At 69.1% G+C, this 25,572-nt stretch carries 12 protein-coding genes, 3 rRNA genes and 2 pseudogenes; 5 read left to right on the top strand and 12 right to left on the bottom strand.

The window, feature by feature from the left end:
• Positions 1 to 89: 89 nt before the first annotated feature.
• The 5 genes and pseudogenes from D9753_RS39085 to D9753_RS29935 all read right to left on the bottom strand — a co-directional run bounded on the left by D9753_RS39085 (position 90) and on the right by D9753_RS29935 (position 8,583).
• Complete coding sequence (locus D9753_RS39085; RefSeq protein ID WP_338058015.1) at positions 90 to 2,573, bottom strand: sugar phosphate nucleotidyltransferase; 2,484 nt, start codon at positions 2,571 to 2,573, stop codon at positions 90 to 92.
• Between the two features lie 121 nt (positions 2,574 to 2,694).
• Positions 2,695 to 3,322 (bottom strand): annotated as a pseudogene (locus D9753_RS29950) (CDP-alcohol phosphatidyltransferase family protein).
• A gap of 111 nt (positions 3,323 to 3,433) precedes the next feature.
• A 5S ribosomal RNA gene (gene rrf / locus D9753_RS29945) occupies positions 3,434 to 3,550 on the bottom strand.
• Between the two features lie 89 nt (positions 3,551 to 3,639).
• Positions 3,640 to 6,757: ribosomal RNA gene (locus D9753_RS29940) — 23S ribosomal RNA — on the bottom strand.
• 300 nt (positions 6,758 to 7,057) lie between these two features.
• Positions 7,058 to 8,583, bottom strand: a 16S ribosomal RNA gene (locus tag D9753_RS29935).
• Together the 16S, 23S and 5S rRNA genes form the textbook arrangement of a ribosomal RNA operon.
• Positions 8,584 to 9,141: 558 nt before the next feature.
• Between D9753_RS29935 and D9753_RS29930 the strand changes: the two genes are divergently transcribed.
• Both D9753_RS29930 and ptsP read left to right on the top strand, forming a co-directional pair.
• Complete coding sequence (locus D9753_RS29930) at positions 9,142 to 9,591, top strand: PTS sugar transporter subunit IIA (protein WP_121789843.1); 450 nt, start codon at positions 9,142 to 9,144, stop codon at positions 9,589 to 9,591.
• Between the two features lie 78 nt (positions 9,592 to 9,669).
• Complete coding sequence (gene ptsP, locus D9753_RS29925) at positions 9,670 to 11,340, top strand: phosphoenolpyruvate--protein phosphotransferase (protein ID WP_121789842.1); 1,671 nt, start codon at positions 9,670 to 9,672, stop codon at positions 11,338 to 11,340.
• 90 nt (positions 11,341 to 11,430) lie between these two features.
• Here the strand turns inward: ptsP and D9753_RS29920 are convergent, their stop codons facing one another.
• Together D9753_RS29920 and D9753_RS29915 are read right to left on the bottom strand one after the other, a co-directional pair.
• Positions 11,431 to 12,324: a hypothetical protein gene (locus tag D9753_RS29920; RefSeq protein WP_121789841.1), complete on the bottom strand. Its 894-nt coding sequence runs from the start codon at positions 12,322 to 12,324 to the stop codon at positions 11,431 to 11,433.
• A 166-nt stretch (positions 12,325 to 12,490) separates the two neighbouring features.
• Positions 12,491 to 14,458 carry an acetoacetate--CoA ligase gene (locus D9753_RS29915; RefSeq protein ID WP_121789840.1) on the bottom strand — a complete coding sequence of 656 codons (1,968 nt, stop codon included), beginning with the start codon at positions 14,456 to 14,458 and terminating at the stop codon, positions 12,491 to 12,493.
• 214 nt (positions 14,459 to 14,672) lie between these two features.
• Here D9753_RS29915 and D9753_RS29910 point away from each other — a divergent pair, with 214 nt between their 5' ends.
• Positions 14,673 to 16,973, top strand: coding sequence for a glycoside hydrolase family 31 protein (locus tag D9753_RS29910; RefSeq protein ID WP_163010825.1), 2,301 nt, complete (start codon positions 14,673 to 14,675; stop codon positions 16,971 to 16,973).
• A 168-nt stretch (positions 16,974 to 17,141) separates the two neighbouring features.
• Here the strand turns inward: D9753_RS29910 and D9753_RS29905 are convergent, their stop codons facing one another.
• Positions 17,142 to 17,678: an NUDIX domain-containing protein gene (locus D9753_RS29905; RefSeq protein ID WP_121789838.1), complete on the bottom strand. Its 537-nt coding sequence runs from the start codon at positions 17,676 to 17,678 to the stop codon at positions 17,142 to 17,144.
• 295 nt (positions 17,679 to 17,973) lie between these two features.
• Between D9753_RS29905 and D9753_RS29900 the strand changes: the two genes are divergently transcribed.
• Positions 17,974 to 19,626, top strand: a complete 1,653-nt coding sequence (locus D9753_RS29900; protein ID WP_121791355.1) for a GGDEF domain-containing protein — start codon at positions 17,974 to 17,976, stop codon at positions 19,624 to 19,626.
• A 473-nt stretch (positions 19,627 to 20,099) separates the two neighbouring features.
• Here the strand turns inward: D9753_RS29900 and D9753_RS29895 are convergent, their stop codons facing one another.
• From D9753_RS29895 to D9753_RS29880, 4 genes and pseudogenes are all read right to left on the bottom strand, one after another.
• Positions 20,100 to 20,705, bottom strand: a complete 606-nt coding sequence (locus D9753_RS29895; protein WP_121789837.1) for a GTP-binding protein — start codon at positions 20,703 to 20,705, stop codon at positions 20,100 to 20,102.
• Positions 20,706 to 20,929: 224 nt separating this feature from the next.
• A complete protein-coding gene (locus D9753_RS29890) occupies positions 20,930 to 21,325 on the bottom strand; it encodes a DUF742 domain-containing protein (RefSeq protein ID WP_121789836.1) in 396 nt (131 codons plus the stop codon).
• 9 nt (positions 21,326 to 21,334) lie between these two features.
• A complete protein-coding gene (locus tag D9753_RS29885) occupies positions 21,335 to 21,769 on the bottom strand; it encodes a roadblock/LC7 domain-containing protein (protein ID WP_121789835.1) in 435 nt (144 codons plus the stop codon).
• Positions 21,766 to 24,568: pseudogene (locus D9753_RS29880) on the bottom strand (nitrate- and nitrite sensing domain-containing protein). Before D9753_RS29880 ends, D9753_RS29885 begins: the two are co-directional and overlap by 4 nt.
• 364 nt (positions 24,569 to 24,932) lie before the next feature.
• Between D9753_RS29880 and D9753_RS29875 the strand changes: the two are divergent.
• Entirely contained in the window at positions 24,933 to 25,529 is a 597-nt protein-coding gene (locus D9753_RS29875) for a hypothetical protein (protein WP_240468317.1), read from the top strand.
• The last annotated feature ends 43 nt before the right edge of the window (positions 25,530 to 25,572 follow it).

Below are 25,572 nucleotides of genomic sequence, written 5' to 3'. Positions count from 1 at the left end.
TCCGAACGGCCCCACCGGCGTGCCGGACGGGCCCCCTTGGGGAAGCCTGTCCGGCACGCCGGCGTGCGGCGGCTCGCGCCGCCCCGCAACTACCGGCCGGCGCTGTCCACGACGGCCGCCCACTCGTCCAGCAGGGCCTGCGCGGAGGTGTCGTCCGGCCCCTCGGCCCACAGGTGCGTGACCGCCTCGGCCGGGTCGGGCAGCACCATCACCCAGCGCCCGTCGGTCTCCACGACCCGGACACCGTCGGTCGTGTCGACGAAGCGGTTCCCGGCCGCCTCGACCACCCGCCGCATCACCAGTCCCTTGACGGCCCACGGCGTCGCCAGGTCCCGCTTGAGGACGTGCGCCCGCGGGATCCGCGCGTCGATCTGGCTGACGGTGAGCTGGGTGCGTGCCACGAGCCCGATGAGCCGCACGAAGGCCGCTGCGCCGTCGTAGACGCTGCTGAACTCGGGGACGATGAACCCGCCCTTGCCGTCACCACCGAAGATGGTGCCTTCCTCGCCGCCCACGCGCGTGAGGTCGTCGGGCGAGGTGGTGGTCCACTCGACCTGGGTGCCGTGGTAGGCGGCCACCTGCTCGGCGATCCGGGTCGTGGTGACCGGAAGCGCCACCCGCCCGCTGCGCCGCTCGGCGGCCACCAGGTCCAGCATCACCAGCAGGGCCCGGTCGTCCTCGATGATCCGGCCCTTCTCGTCGACCAGCGACAGCCGCTCACCGACCGGGTCGAACCGGACACCGAACGCGGCACCCGACGACGCGACGATCTCGCCGAGCCGCACCAGGCCCTTGCGCCGCATCTCCACGGTCTCCGTCGGCCTGGACTCGTCGAGACCCGGGTTGATGATCAGCGAGTCCACACCGAGCTTGCCGAGGAGGCTGGGCAGCACGAGCCCGGCACTGCCGTTCGAGGCGTCCACGACGACCTTGAGACCGGCCTCCGCTATGCCGGTCGTGTCGACGTTGCGCAGCAGGGATCCGGTGTACGAGTCGAAGACGCTCGCCGGGAAGTGGAGATCGCCGATCTCACCGGGGAACGCCCGCCGGTACTCCTGCCGCGCGAACACGCGGTCCAGCTTCCGCTGGCTGCCCTGCGACAGGTCCGCGCCCTGCGAGTCGAAGAACATGATGTCCACCGAGTCGGGGACGCCGGGCGAGGTACGGATCATGATGCCGCCGGCGCTGCCCCGCGCGGTCTGCTGCCGGGCGACGGGCAGCGGCACGTTCTCCAGGTCGCGTACGTCGATGGCGCTGGCCTGGAGCGCGGAGATCACCGCCCGCTTGAGCGCGCGGGCACCTCGCGAGTGGTCGCGGGCGGTGGTGACCGTGGCGCCCTTCTTCAGGGTCGTCGCGTAGGCACCGGCGAGCCGGACCGCCAGCTCGGGAGTGATCTCGACGTTCAGGATGCCGGAGACGCCGCGGGCGCCGAACAGGTTGGCCTGTCCCCGCGACTCCCAGATCACCGAGGTGTTGACGAAGGCGCCGGCCTCGATGGTCTTGAACGGGTAGACGCGGACGTTGCCCTGGACGATCGATTCCTCACCGATCAGGCACTCGTCACCGATGACCGCGCCGTCCTCGATCCGGGCGGCCCGCATGATGTCGGTGTTCTTGCCGACGACGCAGCCACGCAGGTTGCTGTGCTGCCCGACGTACACGTTGTCGTGGACGACCGCCCTGTGCAGGAAAAGGCACCGCTCTTGACGACGACGTTCGAACCGATGACGGAGTGCTCGCGGATCTCCGCGCCGGCCTCGACCTTCGCGTAGTCGCCGATGTACAGCGGTCCGCGCAGCTCGGCGTCGGGGTGCACCTCGGCACCTTCCGCCACCCACACGCCCGGGGAGATCTCGAAGCCGTCGATGTCGACGTCGACCTTGCCCTCGAGGACGTCCGCCTGGGCCTTCACATAGCTCTCGTGGGTGCCGACGTCCTCCCAGTAGCCCTCGGCGATGTAGCCGTAGACCGGGCTTGCCTTCCTTCATCAGCTGCGGGAAGACATCGCCGGACCAGTCGACAGGGACATCGGGGTCGACGTAGTCGAAGACCTCGGGCTCCATGACGTAGATGCCCGTGTTGACGGTGTCGGAGAAGACCTGTCCCCAGGTCGGCTTCTCCAGGAAGCGCTCGACCTTGCCTTCCTCGTCCACGATGGTGATGCCGAACTCCAGCGGATTGGGCACCCGGGTCAGGCAGACCGTGACCAGCGCACCCTTCTCCTTGTGGAAGTTGATCAGCTCGGTGAGGTCGAAGTCGGTCAGGGCGTCGCCGGAGATCACGAGGAAGGCGTCGTCCTTCAACGCCTCCTCGGCGTTCTTGACGCTTCCGGCGGTACCGAGTGGCTTCTCCTCGTTGGCGTAGGTGAGCTCCATACCGAGTTCTTCGCCGTCACCGAAGTAGTTCTTGACCAGCGAGGCCAGGAACTGCACGGTCACGACGGTCTCGTTGAGCCCGTGCCTTTTGAGCAGCCGTAGCACGTGCTCCATGATCGGGCGGTTCACCACGGGCAGGAGCGGCTTGGGCATGCTTGAGGTCATGGGGCGCAGGCGTGTGCCTTCGCCACCGGCCATCACGACGGCCTTCATGTCGGAAGCGTCCTCCTCAGAGACGACGGTCTAGCCGACTTCACCCGTCCAGATTGTCCCGCACTTTTCCACCGCGGGCCAACGAGGCGTTACGCCAGGACTTACGTCAGGACAATCGCCGAGTTCGATCGACCGTGGCGTCCGCACGCACCAATCGGCGGACTTGCACCACGTAGAGCACTCCTGCCCACCAATAGAGGGTTGTACCCCATCCGGCGAACGCCCATCCGAAAATTGCGGCGAGTGACGCGATCCAACCGTGTCCGTCACTGAGCAGTAGGAGGGGGAAGGCGTACATCAGGTTGAACGTGGCGGCCTTGCCGAGGAAGTTGACCTGCGGCGGCGGATACCCGTGCCGGCGCAGGACGCCGACCATGACCAGGAGGACCATCTCCCTGACCAGCAGCAGGCCGGTCAGCCAGACCGGGAGGATTTCCCGCCAGGTGAGCCCCAGGAGCGTCGTGAGGACGTACAGGCGGTCGGCGGCGGGGTCGAGGAGCCGGCCGAGGCTGCTGATCTGGTTCCAGCGGCGTGCGAGCTTGCCGTCGAGGTAGTCGCTGATCCCGCTGAACGCCAGTACGAGGAGGGCCCACCCATCGCTCTTGGGGCCCCCGAACTCCGGCCTGAGGATCAGGCCACAGGAAGAGCGGTACGCCGACGAGCCGCGCCATGCTGAGGATGTTGGGGATGGTGAGGACCCGGTCTGTCTGGACGCGGGTCTCCTGGACCTCCACCCGGGGGGCCTCCTGTGCGAAATGAGCCGACGATGCCCCCTGACCCTACCTCAACGCAAAAAAGCTCCGGCTCCCGGGCAGTAATGCCCAGGAGCCGGAGCTATAAAAGGAGTTCGGCGGCTTCCTACTCTCCCACAGGGTCCCCCCTGCAGTACCATCGGCGCTGTAAGGCTTAGCTTCCGGGTTCGATATGTAACCGGGCGTTTCCCTCACGCTATGACCACCGAAACACTATGAAACACTTCAACCGAAACACCCCACACATACGGGGTGACGTGGTCGTGGTTTCAGAACCAACACAGTGAACGCGAGCATCAATGGACAAGCCCTCGGCCTATTAGTACCGGTCACCTCCACACGTTACCGTGCTTCCAGATCCGGCCTATCAACCCAGTCGTCTACTGGGAGCCTTACCCCATCAAGTGGGTGGGAGTCCTCATCTCGAAGCAGGCTTCCCGCTTAGATGCTTTCAGCGGTTATCCCTCCCGAACGTAGCCAACCAGCCATGCCCTTGGCAGGACAACTGGCACACCAGAGGTTCGTCCGTCCCGGTCCTCTCGTACTAGGGACAGCCCTTCTCAAGACTCCTGCGCGCACAGCGGATAGGGACCGAACTGTCTCACGACGTTCTAAACCCAGCTCGCGTACCGCTTTAATGGGCGAACAGCCCAACCCTTGGGACCGACTCCAGCCCCAGGATGCGACGAGCCGACATCGAGGTGCCAAACCATCCCGTCGATATGGACTCTTGGGGAAGATCAGCCTGTTATCCCCGGGGTACCTTTTATCCGTTGAGCGACGGCGCTTCCACAAGCCACCGCCGGATCACTAGTCCCGACTTTCGTCCCTGCTCGACCCGTCGGTCTCACAGTCAAGCTCCCTTGTGCACTTACACTCAACACCTGATTGCCAACCAGGCTGAGGGAACCTTTGGGCGCCTCCGTTACTCTTTAGGAGGCAACCGCCCCAGTTAAACTACCCATCAGACACTGTCCCTGATCCGGATCACGGACCCAGGTTAGACATCCAGCACGACCAGACTGGTATTTCAACGACGACTCCACAACCACTGGCGTGGCTGCTTCAAAGTCTCCCAGCTATCCTACACAAGCCGAACCGAACACCAATATCAAACTGTAGTAAAGGTCCCGGGGTCTTTCCGTCCTGCTGCGCGAAACGAGCATCTTTACTCGTAGTGCAATTTCACCGGGCCTATGGTTGAGACAGTCGAGAAGTCGTTACGCCATTCGTGCAGGTCGGAACTTACCCGACAAGGAATTTCGCTACCTTAGGATGGTTATAGTTACCACCGCCGTTTACTGGCGCTTAAGTTCTCAGCTTCGCCCACCCGAAAGTGAGCTAACCGGTCCCCTTAACGTTCCAGCACCGGGCAGGCGTCAGTCCGTATACATCGCCTTACGGCTTCGCACGGACCTGTGTTTTTAGTAAACAGTCGCTTCTCGCTGGTCTCTGCGGCCACCCCCAGCTCAGAGCGTAAAGCTCATCACCGGACATGGCCCCCCTTCTCCCGAAGTTACGGGGGCATTTTGCCGAGTTCCTTAACCATAGTTCACCCGAACGCCTCGGTATTCTCTACCTGACCACCTGAGTCGGTTTAGGGTACGGGCCGCCATGAAACTCGCTAGAGGCTTTTCTCGACAGCATAGGATCATCCACTTCACCACAATCGGCTCGGCATCAGGTCTCACCCTGCATGAGTGACGGATTTACCTACCACTCGGGCTACACCCTTACCCCGGGACAACCACCGCCCGGGATGGACTACCTTCCTGCGTCACCCCATCACTCACCTACTAACCGCTTGGTCCGGCGGCTCCACCACTTTCCTTTCCCCGAAGGGTCCGGAACGGCTTCACGGCCTTAGCATCACGATGCTCGATGTTTGACGCTTCACAGCGGGTACCGGAATATCAACCGGTTATCCATCGACTACGCCTGTCGGCCTCGCCTTAGGTCCCGACTTACCCTGGGCAGATCAGCTTGACCCAGGAACCCTTAGTCAATCGGCGCAAACGTTTCTCACGTTTGTATCGCTACTCATGCCTGCATTCTCACTCGTGAACCGTCCACAACTCGCTTCCGCGGCTGCTTCACCCGGCACACGACGCTCCCCTACCCATCCAGCACCCGTTGGGCTATATGCTGCAATGACACGACTTCGGCGGTACGCTTGAGCCCCGCTACATTGTCGGCGCGGAATCACTAGACCAGTGAGCTATTACGCACTCTTTCAAGGGTGGCTGCTTCTAAGCCAACCTCCTGGTTGTCTGTGCGACTCCACATCCTTTCCCACTTAGCGTACGCTTGGGGGCCTTAGTCGATGCTCTGGGCTGTTTCCCTCTCGACCATGGAGCTTATCCCCCACAGTCTCACTGCCGCGCTCTCACTTACCGGCATTCGGAGTTTGGCTAAGGTCAGTAACCCGGTAGGGCCCATCGCCTATCCAGTGCTCTACCTCCGGCAAGAAACACGACGCTGCACCTAAATGCATTTCGGGGAGAACCAGCTATCACGGAGTTTGATTGGCCTTTCACCCCTAACCACAGGTCATCCCCCAGGTTTTCAACCCTGGTGGGTTCGGTCCTCCACGAAGTCTTACCTCCGCTTCAACCTGCCCATGGCTAGATCACTCCGCTTCGGGTCTTGAGCGTGCTACTGAAACGCCCTATTCGGACTCGCTTTCGCTACGGCTTCCCCACTCGGGTTAACCTCGCAACACACCGCAAACTCGCAGGCTCATTCTTCAAAAGGCACGCAGTCACGAGAACAAGGCAAGCCTCGTTCCGACGCTCCCACGGCTTGTAGGCACACGGTTTCAGGTACTATTTCACTCCGCTCCCGCGGTACTTTTCACCATTCCCTCACGGTACTATCCGCTATCGGTCACCAGGGAATATTTAGGCTTAGCGGGTGGTCCCGCCAGATTCACACGGGATTTCTCGGGCCCCGTGCTACTTGGGTGTCTTTCAAACGAGCCGTTGACGTTTCGACTACGGGGGTCTTACCCTCTACGCCGGGCCTTTCGCATGCCCTTCGCCTACATCAACGGTTTCTGACTCGTCTCACGGCCGGCAGACCGTAAAAGAAAGATCCCACAACCCCGTATACGCAACCCCTGCCGGGTCTCACACGCATACGGTTTGGCCTCATCCGGTTTCGCTCGCCACTACTCCCGGAATCACGGTTGTTTTCTCTTCCTGCGGGTACTGAGATGTTTCACTTCCCCGCGTTCCCTCCACTTGCCCTATGTGTTCAGGCAAGGGTGACAGCCCATGACGACTGCCGGGTTTCCCCATTCGGAAACCCCCGGATCAAAGCCTGGTTGACGACTCCCCGGGGACTATCGTGGCCTCCCACGTCCTTCATCGGTTCCTGGTGCCAAGGCATCCACCGTGCGCCCTTAAAAACTTGGCCACAGATGCTCGCGTTCACTGTGCAGTTCTCAAACAACGACCAGCCACCCATCACCCCGAACCAGAAGTCCGAGTGCACTGGGGCCGGCGACTGAGGAAAAATCCATTCCCTCAGACACCCAACAGCGTGCCCGACACCCTCACCCCACCCAACTCACGTTCCACGCCGAAGCAGTACTAGTGACCTGAAGCAGGCCGAGTGTGCCGAATAGTCAACGTTCCACCCATGAGCAACCAGCATCAGACATTCGCCGATGTACTGGCCTCTGACCAACCGAAGCTGGTGAGAAGTGCTCCTTAGAAAGGAGGTGATCCAGCCGCACCTTCCGGTACGGCTACCTTGTTACGACTTCGTCCCAATCGCTAGTCCCACCTTCGACAGCTCCCTCCCACAAGGGGTTGGGCCACCGGCTTCGGGTGTTACCAACTTTCGTGACGTGACGGGCGGTGTGTACAAGGCCCGGGAACGTATTCACCGCAGCAATGCTGATCTGCGATTACTAGCAACTCCGACTTCATGGGGTCGAGTTGCAGACCCCAATCCGAACTGAGACCGGCTTTTTGAGATTCGCTCCACCTCACGGTATCGCAGCTCATTGTACCGGCCATTGTAGCACGTGTGCAGCCCAAGACATAAGGGGCATGATGACTTGACGTCGTCCCCACCTTCCTCCGAGTTGACCCCGGCGGTCTCCTGTGAGTCCCCATCACCCCGAAGGGCATGCTGGCAACACAGGACAAGGGTTGCGCTCGTTGCGGGACTTAACCCAACATCTCACGACACGAGCTGACGACAGCCATGCACCACCTGTACACCGACCACAAGGGGGGCACTATCTCTAATGCTTTCCGGTGTATGTCAAGCCTTGGTAAGGTTCTTCGCGTTGCGTCGAATTAAGCCACATGCTCCGCTGCTTGTGCGGGCCCCCGTCAATTCCTTTGAGTTTTAGCCTTGCGGCCGTACTCCCCAGGCGGGGAACTTAATGCGTTAGCTGCGGCACCGACGACGTGGAATGTCGCCAACACCTAGTTCCCACCGTTTACGGCGTGGACTACCAGGGTATCTAATCCTGTTCGCTCCCCACGCTTTCGCTCCTCAGCGTCAGTAATGGCCCAGAGATCCGCCTTCGCCACCGGTGTTCCTCCTGATATCTGCGCATTTCACCGCTACACCAGGAATTCCGATCTCCCCTACCACACTCTAGCTAGCCCGTATCGAATGCAGACCCGGGGTTAAGCCCCGGGCTTTCACACCCGACGTGACAAGCCGCCTACGAGCTCTTTACGCCCAATAATTCCGGACAACGCTTGCGCCCTACGTATTACCGCGGCTGCTGGCACGTAGTTAGCCGGCGCTTCTTCTGCAGGTACCGTCACTTTCGCTTCTTCCCTGCTGAAAGAGGTTTACAACCCGAAGGCCGTCATCCCTCACGCGGCGTCGCTGCATCAGGCTTTCGCCCATTGTGCAATATTCCCCACTGCTGCCTCCCGTAGGAGTCTGGGCCGTGTCTCAGTCCCAGTGTGGCCGGTCGCCCTCTCAGGCCGGCTACCCGTCGTCGCCTTGGTGAGCCATTACCTCACCAACAAGCTGATAGGCCGCGGGCTCATCCTTCACCGCCGGAGCTTTACACCATCAAGGATGCCCAAGATGGTCATATCCGGTATTAGACCCCGTTTCCAGGGCTTGTCCCAGAGTGAAGGGCAGATTGCCCACGTGTTACTCACCCGTTCGCCACTAATCCCCACCGAAGTGGTTCATCGTTCGACTTGCATGTGTTAAGCACGCCGCCAGCGTTCGTCCTGAGCCAGGATCAAACTCTCCGTGAATGTTTTCCCGTAATCGGGATGACACCACGAGAGCGGTGCGAGAGGAGGAATGATCCTCTCGCACACAGCGTCCTCGCTGTGTTATTTCAAAGGAACCTCGCCCCCTCGTAACCGAGAGGAACGGGGTATCAACATATCTGGCGTTGACTTTTGGCACGCTGTTGAGTTCTCAAGGAACGGTCGCTTCCTTTGTACTCACCCTCTCGGGCTTTCCTCCGGGCGCTTCCCTTCGGTCTTGCGTTTCAAACTCTACCAGGGTTTTTCCGTCTCCCTGACCACCACCCTGCGAGCACGCAGAAGGTGATCCAGAGATAGGATCTGACGAGTTTGGGTTCTGCCGAGTGGGGACGCGGTTGCGCGCCGCTCCGTCCCGAGCAGGGTTACGACTGTACACGGAGCCGCGGAGCGGGTGCAAATCTGTCCGGTTGGTGGTCTAGACCACTAGCTGGTAGCTTCCCTACGGAACCGCCACTTCACATGACATACCCTGCTGCTCGACGCGCCGTTCGGGACAACCGGTGACGGCCCGCGAGCGGCTCCACTGCTGGGAGGCTTCCCATGACCACCGTGACGTCCCCGCTGCCCGGACGGGCCATCGGACTGGCCGCAGTGCCGGATCCGGTCTTCTCCGGAGCCATGGTCGGCCCGGGTACCGCGATCGACCCCGTGCGTGAGCCCTCCGAGGCCGTCGCGCCCGTGGACGGCGTCATCGTTTCCCTGCACCCGCACGCTTTCGTCGTGGTCGACGAAAGCGGACACGGCGTGCTCACGCACCTGGGCATCGACACGGTCCAGCTCAACGGCGAGGGCTTCGAGCTGCTCGTCAACAAGGGCGACACCGTGCGGCGCGGCCAGAGCGTCGTCCGCTGGAACCCCGCCTCGGTCGAGGCCGCCGGCAAGTCGCCGGTGTGCCCGGTCGTCGCGCTCGAAGCCACCGCCGAGTCCCTTGCCGACCTTCGTGACAGCGGTGACGTGAAGACCGGCGACGGCCTCTTCTCCTGGAACTGACGGCAGTGCCGTCGTAGGGCGACGGACAGCACGACCACCGCGGCGGCAGGGCCTGCCGCACTATCGGAGACGGGTGAGATGGAGACAACGCTACGAGGCGTCGGCGTGAGCCATGGCGTGGCGATCGGCGAGGTTCGGCACATGGGTACGGCGGTGCTGGAGCCGCCGGCCAAGCAGATCCCCCCGCAGGACGCGGAGCGGGAGCAGGGCCGCGCCCGCCAGGCCGTGGACGCGGTCGCCGCCGACCTGACGGCGCGCGGCAACCTGGCGGGGGGTGAGGCGCAGGCCGTGCTGGAGGCGCAGGCCATGATGGCCCAGGATCCCGAGCTGATGGCGGATGTCGACCGGCGGATCGCCGTCGGGAGCACGGCCGAGCGCGCCGTGTACGACGCGTTCGCGGCGTACCGGGAACTGCTGGCCGGTGCGGGTGAGTATCTCGCCGGCCGTGTGGCCGACCTCGACGACGTGCGGAACCGCATCGTCGCCCGGCTGCTGGGCGTCCCGATGCCGGGTGTCCCGGACAGTGACCGGCCCTATGTGCTGGTGGCCCGGGACCTGGCCCCCGCGGACACGGCGCTGCTGGACCCGTCCCTGGTGCTCGGTTTCGTGACCGAGGAGGGTGGGCCGACCAGTCACAGCGCCATCCTGGCGCGGGCGCTGGGTGTGCCGGCCGTCGTGGCGCTGCCGGGCGCCGGTGAGCTGGCCGAGGGCACGGTCGTCGCCGTGGACGGCAGCACCGGCGATGTCTTCGTGAACCCCAGTGACGAGAAGAAGGCGCGGCTGGAGGCCTCGGCCGCCGAGCGCAGGGCCGCGCTGTCCGCGTCGACCGGGCCCGGGGCGACCGCGGACGGGCACAAGGTGCCGCTGCTGGCCAACGTGGGCGGCCCCGCCGACGTGCCGGCGGCCGTGGAGGCCGGGGCCGAGGGTGTCGGTCTGTTCCGTACCGAGTTCCTGTTCCTGGACGACAGCAAGAACGCTCCTTCCGAGGAGAAGCAGGTGGAGGCCTACCGGCAGGTGCTGGAGGCGTTCCCCGAGGGCCGTGTGGTCGTGCGTGTGCTGGACGCGGGCGCCGACAAGCCGCTGGACTTCCTGACGCCTGCGGACGAGCCGAACCCCGCGCTGGGTGTGCGGGGCCTGCGGACGCTGCTGGACCACCCGGAGGTGCTGCGCACGCAGCTGACCGCGCTGGCGCGGGCCGCGGAGGGGCTGCCCGTCTACCTCGAGGTCATGGCGCCCATGGTGGCGGACCGCAGGGACGCCAAGGCGTTCGCGGACGCCTGCCGGGAGGCGGGGCTGCGGGCCAAGTTCGGCGCGATGGTGGAGATCCCGTCGGCCGCGCTGCGGGCGCGTTCGATCCTCCAGGAGGTCGAGTTCCTGTCGCTGGGCACCAACGACCTGGCGCAGTACACGTTCGCCGCGGACCGGCAGGTGGGTGCGGTGTCGCGGCTCCAGGACCCGTGGCAGCCGGCGCTGCTCGACCTGGTCGCGCTGTCGGCCGAGTCGGCCAGGGCCGAGGGCAAGAGCTGCGGGGTGTGCGGTGAGGCCGCGTCCGACCCGCTGCTGGCGTGTGTGCTGACCGGTCTGGGTGTCACCTCCCTGTCCATGGGTGCGGCGTCGATTCCGTACGTGCGGGCCACGTTGGCGAAGTACACGCTGGCGCAGTGCGAGCGGGCCGCGGCGGCGGCGCGTGCGGCGGACAGTGCCGAGGAGGCGCGCGGCGCGGCTCAGGCGGTGCTGTCCGGCGAGTAGCCGTACCGGCGCGCCTGCGGCGTGCGGGATTCAGGGGCGTCCTGCCTTCGGGCGGGGCGCCCCTGCTGTCCGTCCGGCCGCCGCCGGGTCTCAGTGGCGGTGGTCCGGTGAAGTGCCGTCCGCTCCGAGGTCGGGGGGCTGCCGGTAGTCGACGCCGGGCTCCGGGGAGATCAGGTCGCCGGTCTCGACGTCCGTGCAGTAGGCGTCGAAGACCTCGGACGCGGTCAGGGGTTCCAGGGCGCCGGCGCGCACTCGCCAGCCGTAGACCTGGTCGGCGGTGCCGGTGGCGGTGGTGCGGATGACGAGTCCGCCGGGGCTGCGGGTCGCGAGGCCGAGGGCGAGGACGCTGGTGAACTCGAGGGCCTCGGCCTCGTCCAGGCGGGTCGCGCCGTGGGGGTCCTGGTCGCCGTGCAGGACTGCGACGAGGGTGTCCGGGGCCGCGGAGACGGTGCAGACGAGGTGCCGGTCACCGGGCGGTGCGGTGTCGAGGATGCGGACCACCAGGTCGGCGGCGCGGGTGAAGGCCGCCCTGCCGATGTCCTCGCCGCAGGTGGGGCAGGGGCCGAGGCGGGTCAGGAGGGTGGTGGCGTACTCCCAGGTGGCCTGGCGTACGGCTTCGTCGACGAGGGCGGGCAGGAGGTCGGCGAGGGGCCGGCCGTCGTAGGGGACGGTGGGGCCGGTGGCCGCGAGTTCCGCGGTGAAGCGGGTGCGGCTGGCCGGGGCTTCCGGGTCCAGGCCGGTGTCCGCGCAGTACACGGCGTAGTCCTCGGGGTCGAACAGGGCGAGGGTGGTGTGGGTGCCCTGGGCGGCGCGGGTGCGCAGGACGGTCTCCAACTGCTGGAGGTAGGCCGTGTGATCGTCGAAGGTGAAGCTGCGGTAGCGCCGCATGACGCCGAAGTCGTGTTCGTCGGTGAGTACGCCGACGGTGCCGGCGATCTCGCGGTGCAGGACGCGTCGCATGCTCTGGTGGTCGGTGTGCGCCATGTTTCCCCCTGGTGCGCAGTCGATCGATACTCACTCACCGTAACCGGCGGCACTGACAATGGCGGTGCCGCCGGTGTGCAGGGATCGGTGAGGGGATCGTCTATGCAGGTCAGAGTTGCTCTGGGGCACAGGGGCAGATGATACGGAGGGTGATGCTCCGGGTGGTTCAGGCGCGTTCGCGGGCGAGTTCCTCGTAGAAGCCGAGCAGGGTGAGGTTGTCGATGGAGCCGGGGTTGACCGCCTTCTCCAGGGGGGTTCCTTGCAGGAGGCGTTTGACCGGGACCTCGATGCGCTTGCCGGTGAGGGTGTGCGGGATGCCGGGCACTTCGATGATCTCGTCGGGGATGTGACGGGGGGAGAGCTGTTCGCGGATGGATCGCTTGATCCGGTCCAGGAGTGACTCGTCGAGGGTGGCGTCCGGCGCGAGATGCACGAACAGCGGCATCCAGTAGCCGCCGTCGGGTTGTTCGATGCCGATGACGAGGGATTCGTGGATCTCCGGCAGCCGTTCGACGACCTCGTAGATGTCGGCCGAGCCCATGCGGACGCCCTGGCGGTTGAGGGTGGAGTCGGAGCGGCCATGGATGATCACGGTTCCGCGTGAGGTGACGGTGATCCAGTCGCCGTGGCGCCAGACGCCGGGGTAGGTGTCGAAGTAGCTGTCGTGGTAGCGGCTGCCGTCGGGGTCGTTCCAGAAGCGGATCGGCATGGAGGGCATGGGATTGGTGACGATCAGTTCGCCGACCTCGTCGACGAGGGGCTTGCCGCTCGGATCCCAGGACTGGAGGTCGGTGCCGAGGCCGGGCGCCTGGAGTTCGCCGGTGTACACGGGCAGGGTGGGCACGGCTCCGGCGAAGCAGGAGCAGACGTCGGTGCCGCCGCTGACGGAGGCGATCCACAGGTCGTCGCGGACCTCGTCGTGCAGCCAGCGGAAGCCGTCGGGGGGCAGCGGGGAGCCGGTGGTGGCGACGCACTTCACCGTGGACAGGTCGTGGTCGCGGGCGGGGTGGACGCCGGCCTTGCGGCAGGCCATGACGTAGGCGGCGGAGGTGCCGTAGAGGGTGGCTCCGGTGCGTTCGGCGATCCGCCACTGGGCGCCCGTGTCGGGGTAACCGGGGCTGCCGTCGTACAGGACGATCGTGGTGCCCGTGAGCAGGCCGGAGACGAGGAAGTTCCACATCATCCAGCCGGTCGAGGTGTACCAGAAGAAACGGTCCTCGGGGCCGAGGTCGCAGTGCAGGCCGAGCTGTTTGAGGTGTTCGACCAGGATGCCGCCCTGCGACTGGACGATGGCCTTGGGAAGACCGGTCGTGCCGGAGGAGTACAGGACCCACAGCGGGTGGTCGAACGGGACCTGCTCGAAGACCGGCTCGATGTCCCCGGTCGTCAGTGCCGACCACTCCAGGGCGCCTTCGGGTGCCTCGGTGCCCAGCAGCGGGATGTGGACGACGGCGCGCAGGGTGGGCAGCTCGCGGCGCAGCTCGGCGACGGTCTCCCGGCGGTCGTGCTCCTTGCCGCCGTAACGGTAACCGTCGACGGTGAACAGGACGACGGGCTCGACCTGCTGGAACCGGTCGAGGACGCTGCGGGCGCCGAAGTCCGGGGCGCACGAGGTCCAGACGGCGCCGACGGCGGCTGTGGCGAGGAGGGCGACGACGGCCTGCGGGATGTTGGGGAGGTAGCCGCTGACGCGGTCGCCGGGGCGTACGCCGAGGGTGCGGAGGGCGGCGGCGAGGGAGCCGACCTCGCGGCGCAGCTCGGACCAGGTCACCGGGCGTGGCTCATGGGTCTCGTCGACGTACAGGAGGGCGGGTTCGTCGGCGCGGCCGGCCGCGGCGCGCAGGGCGTGTTCGGCGTAGTTGAGGGTGGCTCCGGGGAACCAGTGGGCGCCGGGCATGGCGCGGTCGCCGAGCACGCGCGCGTAGGGGGTCGAGAACCGTACGTCGAACCACTCGGTGACGGCTTGCCAGAAGGTGTCCAACTGGTCGACGGACCACCGGTGCAGAGCCGGGTAGCCACCGTCGGCGGGGGCGCCGTGGTGTGCGGCGGCCCATGCCTGGAACTGGGTGATGCGGGCCTGGGCGATCCGCTGGGGATCGGGCTGCCAGAGCGGCTTGGGGTTCGCGGTCGACATGGGGCGGCTCCCGGGCTGTGCGCGTCGTGGGCGTCGGTCCGCGCACGGGCTGGGGTGTGCGCGTGACGCGGCTGACAGGGACGATGCCATGTGATCGATCTCTACACCAGGGCGGGCTCCACATAGTCCGTGGCATGGAGATGTGGTGCCGGCACGGGTGAACGGCAGTTGAACGACGCACGCGCGTGGGTCGCTCGATGGCAGGGTGAGCAGCATGGACGGTCGTGACCTGGTGCGTTCGGTGAGTGTGGTCGGTTCGGGGTGGGCTGCTCGGGGGTTGCGTACCGTACGGGCCGCCTGGCGCGGGAGGCGGCTCGACGCCGCTGGGCCGCCGTCGCGGGGGCCGGAGCGGGCCCGCGTGCCGGGGCGGATGGAGGGTGTGGAGCCGGGTCCCGGGGGTGGTCTGCTCCGGTTCGGCCGCTCGGAGCTGCGGATCGTCGTCGCGGCGAACGGGGCGGTTTTCTGGGGGTGGGACGGGGCCGGTCCGCAGCCGTCGTACGCGCTCGCGGGCGGCGGTCCCGAACCGGATCCGCGGGCCGTGCTGGAGCCGGACAAGGACGGCGGCTGGCGGGTGGTGGCCGAGCGCATGACGGTCGTCGTCTCGCGGTACGGCGCGGTGGAGGTGTGCACGCCGGGCGGGGTGACCCTGCGGCGGGATCTGCCGCCGCGCTGGTGGGAGCCGGTCGGCGGGGGTGCGGCCCGGTGGGTGCAGCGCTCGGAGGTGGCGGCGGACGCCCGGTTCTTCGGCCTGGGCGGGCGCGCGTGCGGGCCGCGGCTGCGGGACGGCGCGTACCGGCTGGGGGACGCCGCTCCCGGCCGTGCGTCCGGGCCGGGTGACGATCCGCTGGAACCGACGATGCCGGTGCAGCTCGTGGTGGCCGACGCCGGCACGCATCTGGTGTTCCACGACACCACCTGGGACGGGACCGTGGTGCTTCGGGAGGGAGAGGAGGGCGCCGGGTCCGGGCACGACCGCGTGGGCCACTGCGAGCTGCGGATGGACGGCGGGCCGCTGCGCTGCTGGGTCGTGGTGGGCACTCCCGCGCGCGTGCTGCACGCGTGGGCCGCGCTGACCGGGGCGCCCGCGCTGCCGCCCGCGTGGGCGCTGGGCCACCAGCACGCGTGGTGGGGCCCGGGCGGTGAGCAGGAGGTGCGCCGGGTCGTCGCGGGCTACCAGGAGCGGGGGCTGCCCCTGGACGCCGTACACCTCGATGTCGGTCGTCACGACGACCGGCGGGTTTCCGTCGGCGGCGAGGAGCGTTGGCCCGAGCTGCCCGTGCCGGCGGAAGAGTCGCGCCGGGACGGCATCCGGCTGGTGTCGATCGTCGACCCGGCGGTGCGGGCGGAACCGGGCGACGCCGTGTACGACGGCGGTTCGGCCGCGGACCCTTTCGCCCGGGTCGCACGGGACCGCACGGTGCGGGATGCGGCGGGGGCCGGCGAGTCGGTCTTCCCGGACCGCACGCACGCGGGTCTGCGCGCGTGGTGGGGCGGGCTCCACGCGGAGGGACTGGAGCAGGGCTTCGCGGGACTGTGGCAGGACGGGCACGCGCCGGTGCCGGGCGGCGACCGGCGGGGAGTGCGCAACGTGTACGGGCTGTGCATGGCCCGCGCGGGTTACGAGGCGCTGCGCGAGTCGTCGCCCGGGGAGCGGCCGTTCCAGTTCTCGCGCGCGGGCTGGGCCGGGTCGCAGCGGTACGGCGGCACCTGGTCGGGGGACGGGGCGACAGGCTGGCCGGGGCTGCGGGCGTCGTTGTCGCAGGTACTGGGGCTGGGACTGTGCGGGGTGCCGTACTCGGGCCCCGACGTGGGCGGTCGCGACGGCAGTCCGTCACCGGAGCTGTATCTGCGGTGGCTCCAGCTAGGAGCATATCTGCCGCTGTTCCGCACGCATACGCGTCCGGGGGCGGGGAGTGGGGAGCCCTGGGGGTTCGGCGCCGAGGTGCTGGAGCACGCGCGCGTGGCGCTGCTCGAACGGCGGCGGCTGCTGCCGTACTTCCTGACGCTGGCGCATCTGGCGCGGCGGACCGGTGCGCCCTACGTGCGGCCGTTGTGGTGGGCCGCGCCGGAGGACCGGGCGCTGCGCGACTGCGAGGACGCGTTCCTGCTGGGCGACGGGCTGCTGGTGGCCCCGGTCCTGGATTCCGGTGCCCGCCGGCGCGCGGTGCGGCTGCCGCGGGGCCGCTGGTACGACACGGTGACGGAGGAGGTCCACGAGGGCCCGGCGCGGGTCCTCGTGGACGCGCCGCTGTCACGGATACCGGTGCTCGCGCGCGCGGGGGCGGTGCTGCCGGTGCGGGGCGCCGACGGCGGGCTGGAGCTGGAGGTGTGGGCGCCCGCGCCCGGACGCACGGGGGGCGGCCTGGCCGTGCCGGACGCGGGCGACGGGTGGGACGACCCGGAGATCGAACGCTACGTCGCCCGCCGGCAGGGCGACCGCGTGGTGGTCACCCGGGAGCGGGAGGACGGCGCGGGTGAGCCGCCCTGGCCGGTGCGCGTGCGGGGGCTCGGCTGAGGTTCCCGGATCCGCCGTGGCGGTTCATCCGCGCGTGCTCCGCTGAGGCTCCCGGATCAGCCGTGGCGTTCCTTCCCGGAGGCTCCGCCGAGGTGCCGGACCCGGGCTCGGCTGAGCCACCGGACGCAGACACGACGGCCTTCCGATGGCTCCGCTGAGGCGTCCGGATCAGACGTAGCGGCCCTCGAACCACGCCTGCACCGCGGCGGTGTGCAGCGGGAAGGCGAGTTTCGCGGGTCTGCGCAGCAGGTGCCGGCCGTCCGTCTCGGTCGTGGGTACGAAGGGCGGAAGTCCGTCGGCCGGGCGTTCGGGCAGGGCTCCGAACAGCAGCAGGTGCCCGTCGGGTGCGCTCATGGCATCCACGAGCCGCACGTCCCGGGCGGCTGCGTCGATGCCGGTCTCCTCACCCAGTTCGCGTACGACGGCCTGCTTCCAGTCCTCGCGGTCGTCGATGTAGCCGCCGGGCAGGGCCGTGCCTCCGCGCGCCGGGGCGACGGTACGGGTGATGACGACCAGGGCTGTGCCCTTCGTGTCGTACACGGGCTGGAGCGCGACGGCGACGGGCAGCGGGTTGCGGTAGGCGACGGTTCCGCAGATCGGGCAGGTGCGGGGCCAGCCGGAAATGCCCTCTCCGTAGGGCGCTCCACAGCTCGAACAGTGCGAGTTCGGCGCGGAGTTGACAATCGGATGTTGAGTTTCGGACACGCGCGGACTGTATCCGATCAGGGGACGGACGTCTTCCGCCGGTGATGCGCGGGGAACGAGCGGAACAGAAAGGGTGGCCGGAATCACCCCCGTCGATCCCGGCCACCCTCCCTCAACCACGACGCCGTACAGGGCCGTTCGGTTCACGTGAATCGCCCAGCACCCAAGGCTTCTTCCGAGGCGCGGGCGTCCGCTGCGCGACCGGGACGCCTACGCTGTGTGATCAGCCCGGAATGCCGCGTGAACGTCTCATGAACTGGGCTCGGGCGTGCGCGGGCGGCGCCATCATGCTGCCGTGCACTCCTGGACGGATACTCTGCGCTTCGCCTTCCAGCCGGTGGTCAACCTGAGGACGGGCGCGGTCGCCGCGCTGGAGACGCTCGCCCGCCCGGAGAGCGGCGATGTCCTGGCCGAGGCCCGCCGCGATCCCGAACTCGACGGCAGACTGGCCGTGCTGGCGTTCCGTGCCGCGGCGCGCAAGGAGACGCTGCTGCCGCTGCACCTGAACGTGTTCGCGGCGACGCTCGCCGACCTCGGCGGTCTCACCCCGCTGCACGACGCCGTGCGCGCGGCGGGGCGCCTGCCCTGGGAGGTGACGGTCGACATCGTCCCGCCCTGCACGCACGTGCCGCAGCGGGCTCTGCTGGAGGCGGTGGCCTCGCTGCGGGAGCAGGGGTTCCGGATCAGCGCGGACGGCATCGGTGACGGCGACGTGCCGCTCAGGCTGCTCACCGACCTCTCCCCCGATGTGGTCAAGCTCGACGCGTCCCTGCTGGCGCGGCCGGCCGCGGTGCGGGCGATGCGGACGCTGTGCGAGGAGCTGGGCGCCCTGGTCGCGGTGGAGGGCGTGGAGACCGAGCGGCAGTACGCGGTGGCGCTGTCGGCCGGCGCGCAACTGGCCCAGGGCGAGTTGTTCGCGCCGCCGGCCCGCATCCCCGTCGCCGACGTGTACCTTCCGCCGCGGGCTCCCGGTGCCCCGGCCGCGCCGCGCTCCGGTCCCGCGGTGCGGGAGTTCGTGCGTCCCGCCGCCATCCTGCCGGTGACCGCGTCGGCGGGGCAGGTGCGGGCGCTGCTCACCGGGTCTCCGGACGTCTCCGGAGTGCTGCTGGTGGACCGCGTCGGGCGGCCCGTGCGGTCGGTGCACCGCTCGCGCTTCCTGCTGTCGATGTCGGGTCGCTACGGGCACGCGCTGTACGCCGACCGGCCGGCCGTCAAGCTGGGGGACGCGCCCCGCACGGTCGGCGCCGGCGCGACGGCCTGGGAGGTGCTGGACGTGGTGGCGGTCGGCGGCCGGGACCGGACCTCCGACGACGTGGCGGTGGTCGACGAACACGGCCGGTGCGTGGGGGCCGTACGGCTGGCGGACCTCGTGCGGGCGCTGGCCGAGAGCCGGATCGAGGAGGCGGCCGGGCTCAACCCGCTGACCCGGCTGCCCGGTTCGGACGCCATCGTCGGCGAGGTGGACCGGCGCATCTGCGACGGGCGGGCGTTCGCGCTCAGCTGGCTGGACATCGACGACTTCAAACAGTTCAACGACGGCGCCGGATTCGCCGCGGGCGACGAGCTGATCCGCGCGGTGGGCCGGGCGCTCCAGCAGGCGGTGGCGGGGCACGCGCGCGTGGGGCACATCGGCGGGGACGACTTCCTGGTGCTGGCCGACGAGGACGCGCTCCGTCCACTGGTCGCCGCCGTGCTCGACGCCCCCTGGTCGGCGGGCGGCCGGCCGGTCACGCTCTCCCTGGCGACCGTCGTCTGCGGAGCGGGCAGCGTGAGCGACCACCACCAGGCCGCCGCCCAGCTCGCTCCGCTGAAGAAGGCGGCCAAGGCGCTGAACGGTGCGAGCTGGGTGCTCGGGCGTGCCGGGCTCCCCGGCCACGAGATCCGGCGCGGCAGCCCGGGGCCGGCCCCGGCGCAGGCCGGGTACGCGACGGCCGAGCCGCAATGGTGAACCGCTCCCGCGGGTGCGTGCGTCGCCATGCGCCCGCTCCGCCGGGCCTGGTGGGCGGGCCGGTGTCACCGTTGCCGTCGGCAACCTTGACGCCCCCGGGACGCCGGTGAACACTTCCCGGTGTCGGCCGACATCGCCGCACATTCTCGGCGTTATCAGGCCCTGTGGCAGAGGTCTGTCCTGCTCCGCGATCCGTCTCTCGGGGCGGTGCGCCCGCGACGGCACGCTCGGCGTGAACGCCGGGCGGGGTGGCGGGGCCGGGCCCTGGCTCGGCCGGAAGTGGGCCACGGGAGCCGTCCGGCACGGGAACGCCGGTTCCGATCGCCTCGTACCGGTGCCGAGGAAGGCGCGCACGGCCGCACAGGACCGCGGCCCGTACCCCGGTCGGCGGGGGTACGGGCCGTGCCTGCGACTCGGTGGCGGCCCGCGGGGGACGCGGTCAGCCGGTGACGGCCCGGCGGTAGTCGAGGCGGTCAGCCCGTGACGGCCCGGCGGCGGTCGGCCGCGTACTCCATCGCATGGCTGACGACGCCGATGAGCACCTCCTTGACCGACTCCCGGTCCCGGGCGTCGCACAGCAGCACGGGCACGTCCTCGTCCAGGTCGAGGGCCTGGCGGACGGCCCCGGCCGGATAACGTGCGGCGCCCTCGAAGCAGTTGACGCTGACCAGGAAGGGGATGGAGCGCCGCTCGAAGTAGTCGACGGCGGCGAAACAGTCCTCCAGGCGGCGTGTGTCGGCGAGGACCACCGCGCCGAGCGCGCCCTCGGACAGCTCGTCCCACATGAACCAGAACCGCTCCTGCCCGGGCGTGCCGAAGAGGTACAGCACCAGGTCCTCGCGCAGGGTGATGCGGCCGAAGTCCATGGCCACCGTGGTGGTGTGCTTGCCCTCGACACCGCTGGTGTCGTCGACCGGCCGCCCGGCCTCGGTGAGCAGTTCCTCGGTGCGCAGCGGCCTGATCTCGCTGACCGCGCCGACGAGGGTCGTCTTGCCCACGCCGAAGCCGCCGGCCACGAGGATCTTGAGCGTGACGGGCTCGACCGGGGGCTTGCCGCGCTCAGAACGCCCGAAGATCATCGATCTCTTCTCCTGCTTGATGGGGGTCGGGCGACGGTCGGCCGCAGCCGCCGGCACCAGGGGTTTCAGGGGCGGGTACGCCGTCGGCACCGCTGTCCGCCGGGATCTCGGGGAGGCCGGCGGTCGCTCCACGACCGGGTCGTGGGGGGCCGGCCCGAGGCGCCGCACCCGACGGCGTGGCGGCGCCGCCGGCCGGTCACGTCACCGCCCCGCTTCCGCGCCGGTCACAGCGCTCGGAGGCCGTTGATCACATCGCGCAGGATGCTCTCGTCCGGCAGCTCGGCCGGGGGCACCGGGCGCGTCACATGGACGAGTTCGGCGTGCACGAGGTCGCCGATGAGCACGCGGACCACGCCGACGGGCAGGTCGAGTTCCGCGGCCAGCTCGGCGACCGACTGTGGTGTGTCCCGGCAGAGCCCGACGATCTCCACATGCTCCGGCGACAGGGTCGGATCGGCTTCCGGGTCCCCGGTGCCGGGTTCGGTGACGACCACCGCGATCACGTCGAGGCGGTGCTGGCCCGAACTCGTGGTGCGGCCGCGTGTCATGGCGTACGGACGGACGACCGGCCCGGCTTCGTCGTCGAACCAGTGGTTTCCTGCCTGACCGTCTGCGCTCATGTCATCCCACTACCCGCCTGCGGACAGATCGGTGCGCGGGGCGGTGCCCAGATGCACGCCGACCCGCTTGACGAGGAGCGTCATCTCGTAGGCGACCTGTCCGACGTCGGAGTCCGCGTCCGAGAGGACGGCGAGACAGCTACCGTCCCCGGCGGCGGTGACGAACAGGAAGGCCTCGTCCAGCTCGACCACCGTCTGCCGGACGCTGCCCGCGTCGAAGTGACGGCCCACGCCCTTGGCGAGGCTGTGGAAACCGGAAGCCACGGCGGCCAGATGCTCGCCGTCCTCCCGGGTGAGGTCCTTCGACACGCCGGTGGCCAGTCCGTCGCCGGACAGGACGACGGCCTTGCGGATGCTGGCGACCCGGTCGACGAGGTCGTCCAGGAGCCAGTTCAGCTCCCCCTGGTTCGTCGCCGTGTGGCCGGTCGCCTTCGGTGCGGTCATCGACCGTCCCCCTTAGTCGTTCCTTGTGCTGTGCCGTTCCGGGCCCCGTCGCCCGAGGCGTTCTCCTCGCGGCCACGCTGCCAGCCGCGCTGGAGCGAGGCCATCCGGCTGCGGACCTCGTCGGCATCGCGGTCGGCGGGTTCCGCCGCGCGCTCGGCCGGCCGCTCGGTGGTCCGCTTGAGCTGGGGGGCCAGGCTGGCCTGGCGTACGCGCCGGGGCAGCGGGCCGGTGTCCGGTTCCGCGGACGGGTCACCGGCGGGTGCGGCGGCACCGCCGCGCGGAGGTGCCGTGTCGCCGGGGCCGGCCGCGCCGGACCGGGTCCGCCTGGGCAGTTCCGGCACCCCGGGTGTCTCGCCGGCGTCTGCGGTCCGGGGCGCCCCGGGTGTCTCGGCGGAGTCGGTGGGGCGCAGCGGGGGTCGTACCGCGGCGGCGGGTGGGCAGCGGCGCCGGGCCGCCCGTGTCGGCGCGGCGCGGCGCGGCGGCGGGCTGCTCGTCCGGTTCGCCGCGGCGGGACCGCTGGTCGGTGACGGGCTTGCCGTGCGAGCTGACCAGCTTGGGCGTCTGCCGCCGGGGCAGCGGTACGGCTGGGAGGTCGCCGCTCCCGTCGTGCGGGAGCCTGCCGGCCGGCGGGGCGGCTGCCCGGTCGTCGGCGGCCGAAGGGGGACGGCGGTGGCGGAACAGGCCGCCGCGCTCGCTGTCCTCGTCCGCGAGGACGCCGGGGAAGTCGTCGAGGGCGTCGAGATCGACGGGTGCCTCCAGTTCGACCGGGCCGTCCAGCAGGGAGGTCGGCAGGCCGGGTAGCTGGAGCGGTGCCGGGGACCGTCCGGCGGCGCGGTCCACCGCCTGTCCGGCGCCCTTGGCCGGGCGGTCCCGGTCCAGTCGGAAGCCGATGCCGTTGGTGTCCGGGACGTCGTCGGTCAGCAGCGCGTCGGGGATCAGGACGACGGCGGTGGTGCCGCCGTACGGAGACGGCTGGAGGGAGACGCGGACGTTCTGGCGCTGGGCGAGGCGGCTGACCACGAACAGGCCGAGCCGGTCGGTGTCGGAGAGTTCGAACTCGGGGGTCTCGGCGAGCCGCAGGTTGGCGTCCAGGAGCGCTTCGGCCGTCATGCCGAGCCCCCGGTCGTGGATCTCGAGGGTGAAGCCGTTGGCGACCCGCTCGCCGAGAACCTGCACGGCGGTGTGCGGGGGCGAGAACACCGTTGCGTTCTCGAGGAGTTCGGCCACGAGGTGGGTGAGGTCGGCGACGGCGGGGCCGGTGACGGCGACCCGCGGCAGCCGCCGGACCTCGATGCGCTCGTAGTCCTCGACCTCGGCGACGGCGGCGCGGACGATGTCCATCAGCTGTACGGGCCTGCGCCACTGCCGGGACGGTGCGGCGCCGGAGAGGATCACCAGGCCCTCGGCGTGCCGGCGCATACGGGTGGTGAGGTGGTCCAGGCGGAAGAGGTCGGCGAGTTCGTCGGTGTCCTCGGTCCGGCGTTCCATGGTGTCGAGCAGCGTGAGCTGCTTGTGCAGCAGCACCTGGCTGCGGCGGGCGAGGTTCACGAAGACCTCGGAGACACCGGACCGCAGCTCGGCCTGCTTGACGGCGGCTTCGACGGCGGCGCGCTGGAGGGTGTTGAGGGCCTGGCCGACCTCACCGATCTCGTTCTTGTCGTACTCCAGGCGCGGCACCTCGGTCTCGACGTCGACCTGTTCGCCCGCGGACAGGCGGCGCATCACGCTGGGCAGCCGGACGCCGGACGCCTCGTGCGCCTCCATGCGCAGCCGGCGCAGGTCGCGGATGAGGCGACGGCCGATCCGCACGGAGAGGACGACCGAGAACAGCAGGGCGGCCAGTCCGAGGAAGCACGAGACGGCGGCCTGGAGGATCACGCCGACGGCGACGGGGTGCGTACGGTCCTGGAGACGGTCGCCGACCTGGTCGTCGAGGGTGCCGAGCTCGTCCAGGACGGAGCCCGCGGCGGCGTCCCAGCTCTTGGCGGTGACACCGCGCGGAGTGCCGGACTCCGTGCCCGCGACGGTCTGTTCGGCCATCCGCAGCGGAGCCGTGGTGGCGTTCTTCCAGACACGTTCGTAGCGCTCGCACTCCTCGGAGGGCAGCAGCGGCAGGCTGATCTCGTACAGGAGGATGCGCTGGGCAACGAGGTCGGAGATGTCGCGGCTCTCCTCGGCGGTGATCCGGCCGACCACGAGGACGGAGCCGAGCAGGGCGTCCTCGCGGGAGAGCAGCTCGCGCGCGCGGAGGACGTTGACCAGGGCACGGGCCTGCTTGTCGAGTTCCACGTCGTCGATGCCGTCGAGGGTGGCGAGCAGGGCGAAGCAGGGGTCGACGAGGCGGTTGTAGGCGTCGAGGGCCTGGGCGCGGGTGACGGTGCCCTCCTCGACGCCGCGGCGCAGGGGGTCGAGGCCGCCGAAGGCGTCCAGGACGGTGGTCAGGACGTCCCTGTCGTCGGCGTCCATGCCCTCGCGCGCGTCGTGGCCCCTGGCATTCCTGCGGAGCTCGGCGATCGCCCGGTCGGTGGCGATGCGTGTGCGGTGCAGGGCGGTGAGGGTCTCGGAGGCCCGGGGGTCGGCGAGGTAGACGAGGGTCTGACGGCGCTCCTGCTGGAGGACGCGCACGGCGTCCTCGGTGGGATAGCCGATGCCCTCCTCGACGTCGGACACTCGGAAGAGGTGGATGACCTCGCGTCCCGTGAGAACCGTGGCGAAGCCCCAGACTGCGGTCAGGGACACCAGCGGCACGAGAAGCAGCGCCACGATCTTCCGGCGGATCGACTTCCCGCGAAAGCGCATGGCCTCCCCCAGCTCGACCCCCGCCGGCCGGCCGGGGGCGCACATATCCGTCAACAAACGGCGCGAGCCTACTACCGCCGCACGGTTAACTCGAAGACATGTCCGGAGGGCGAACTTCCGCCCCGGAGGCGAGAGATGACGAGTTGTCCGGGCATTGCGGGAGATTGCCACCGCCCTCCGGGCACCCCTGGCGCGCAGGGTCGCGGCCTTGCGGACAGGGGGTTGGCCGAAACTTTTCGCCGGGCGGGAATCTTCGGACGGTCTCGTTCGTCCTTCTACGGCAATTGGGGGCGGAATGGGCCACGGGAGTCGTGTCCCGCACCCCGGCGGCGTAAAGCAGCGCGAGCCGGGCAGCCACTGGGTAATGGGGTCTTCGGGCTTCGGGGCGAGCGGTCTGCTGGCGGTGGGGAGTGACACGGTGATGGGCACGGCGGAGCGGGAGCGGCGCGAAGCGCCCGAGGAGAGCGTGGCGGCGCGCTCACGGGGACGGTGGGGGCAGGAGGGGTCGGATCCCGACATTCCGGTGCAGCGGCGCTTCGGTGCGGCCACCGGCGGCGACCAGCATCAGTACGACCGGCCGTTGTGGGTCGAGGAGCCCGCGCGCCGGCACCCGACGCCCGATCCGGTGCGCAGGGCGGCGGTGCGGGCGGTCCTCGTCATATCGGTGACGCTGATCCAGGCGATGGTGGCGTTCCTGTGCGCGATGGCCGGCTCCTGGCCGGCGTTCCCCATGGTGATCAGCAGTGTGGCGAGCACGGTGGTCGCCACCTGGGCCGTGGTGGACGTGTGGGTGACCCGCCAGGTGTGGAACCAGCGGCACGGCGTGGTCTCCGAGCCGAGCAGCACGGCACGCGCCCTGCGCCGTGAGCGGCGCGCCCGCCGCCGCCAGGAGCGGACGGCCCTGCGGGACCGGGACCGGATAGCTAGGCGGGGCGGCACCGGCCGGCTGTCGCACACCTGACCCGGCCGGAGGCGTCCGCGGCGGCTCCGGGGTGGCAGCCGGC

This window comes from Streptomyces dangxiongensis, from assembly GCF_003675325.1.
Taxonomy (GTDB): Bacteria; Actinomycetota; Actinomycetes; order Streptomycetales; family Streptomycetaceae; genus Streptomyces; species Streptomyces dangxiongensis.
The sequence above is the reverse complement of the archived record's forward strand: the minus strand, read 5'-3'. Positions and strand labels throughout refer to the sequence as shown.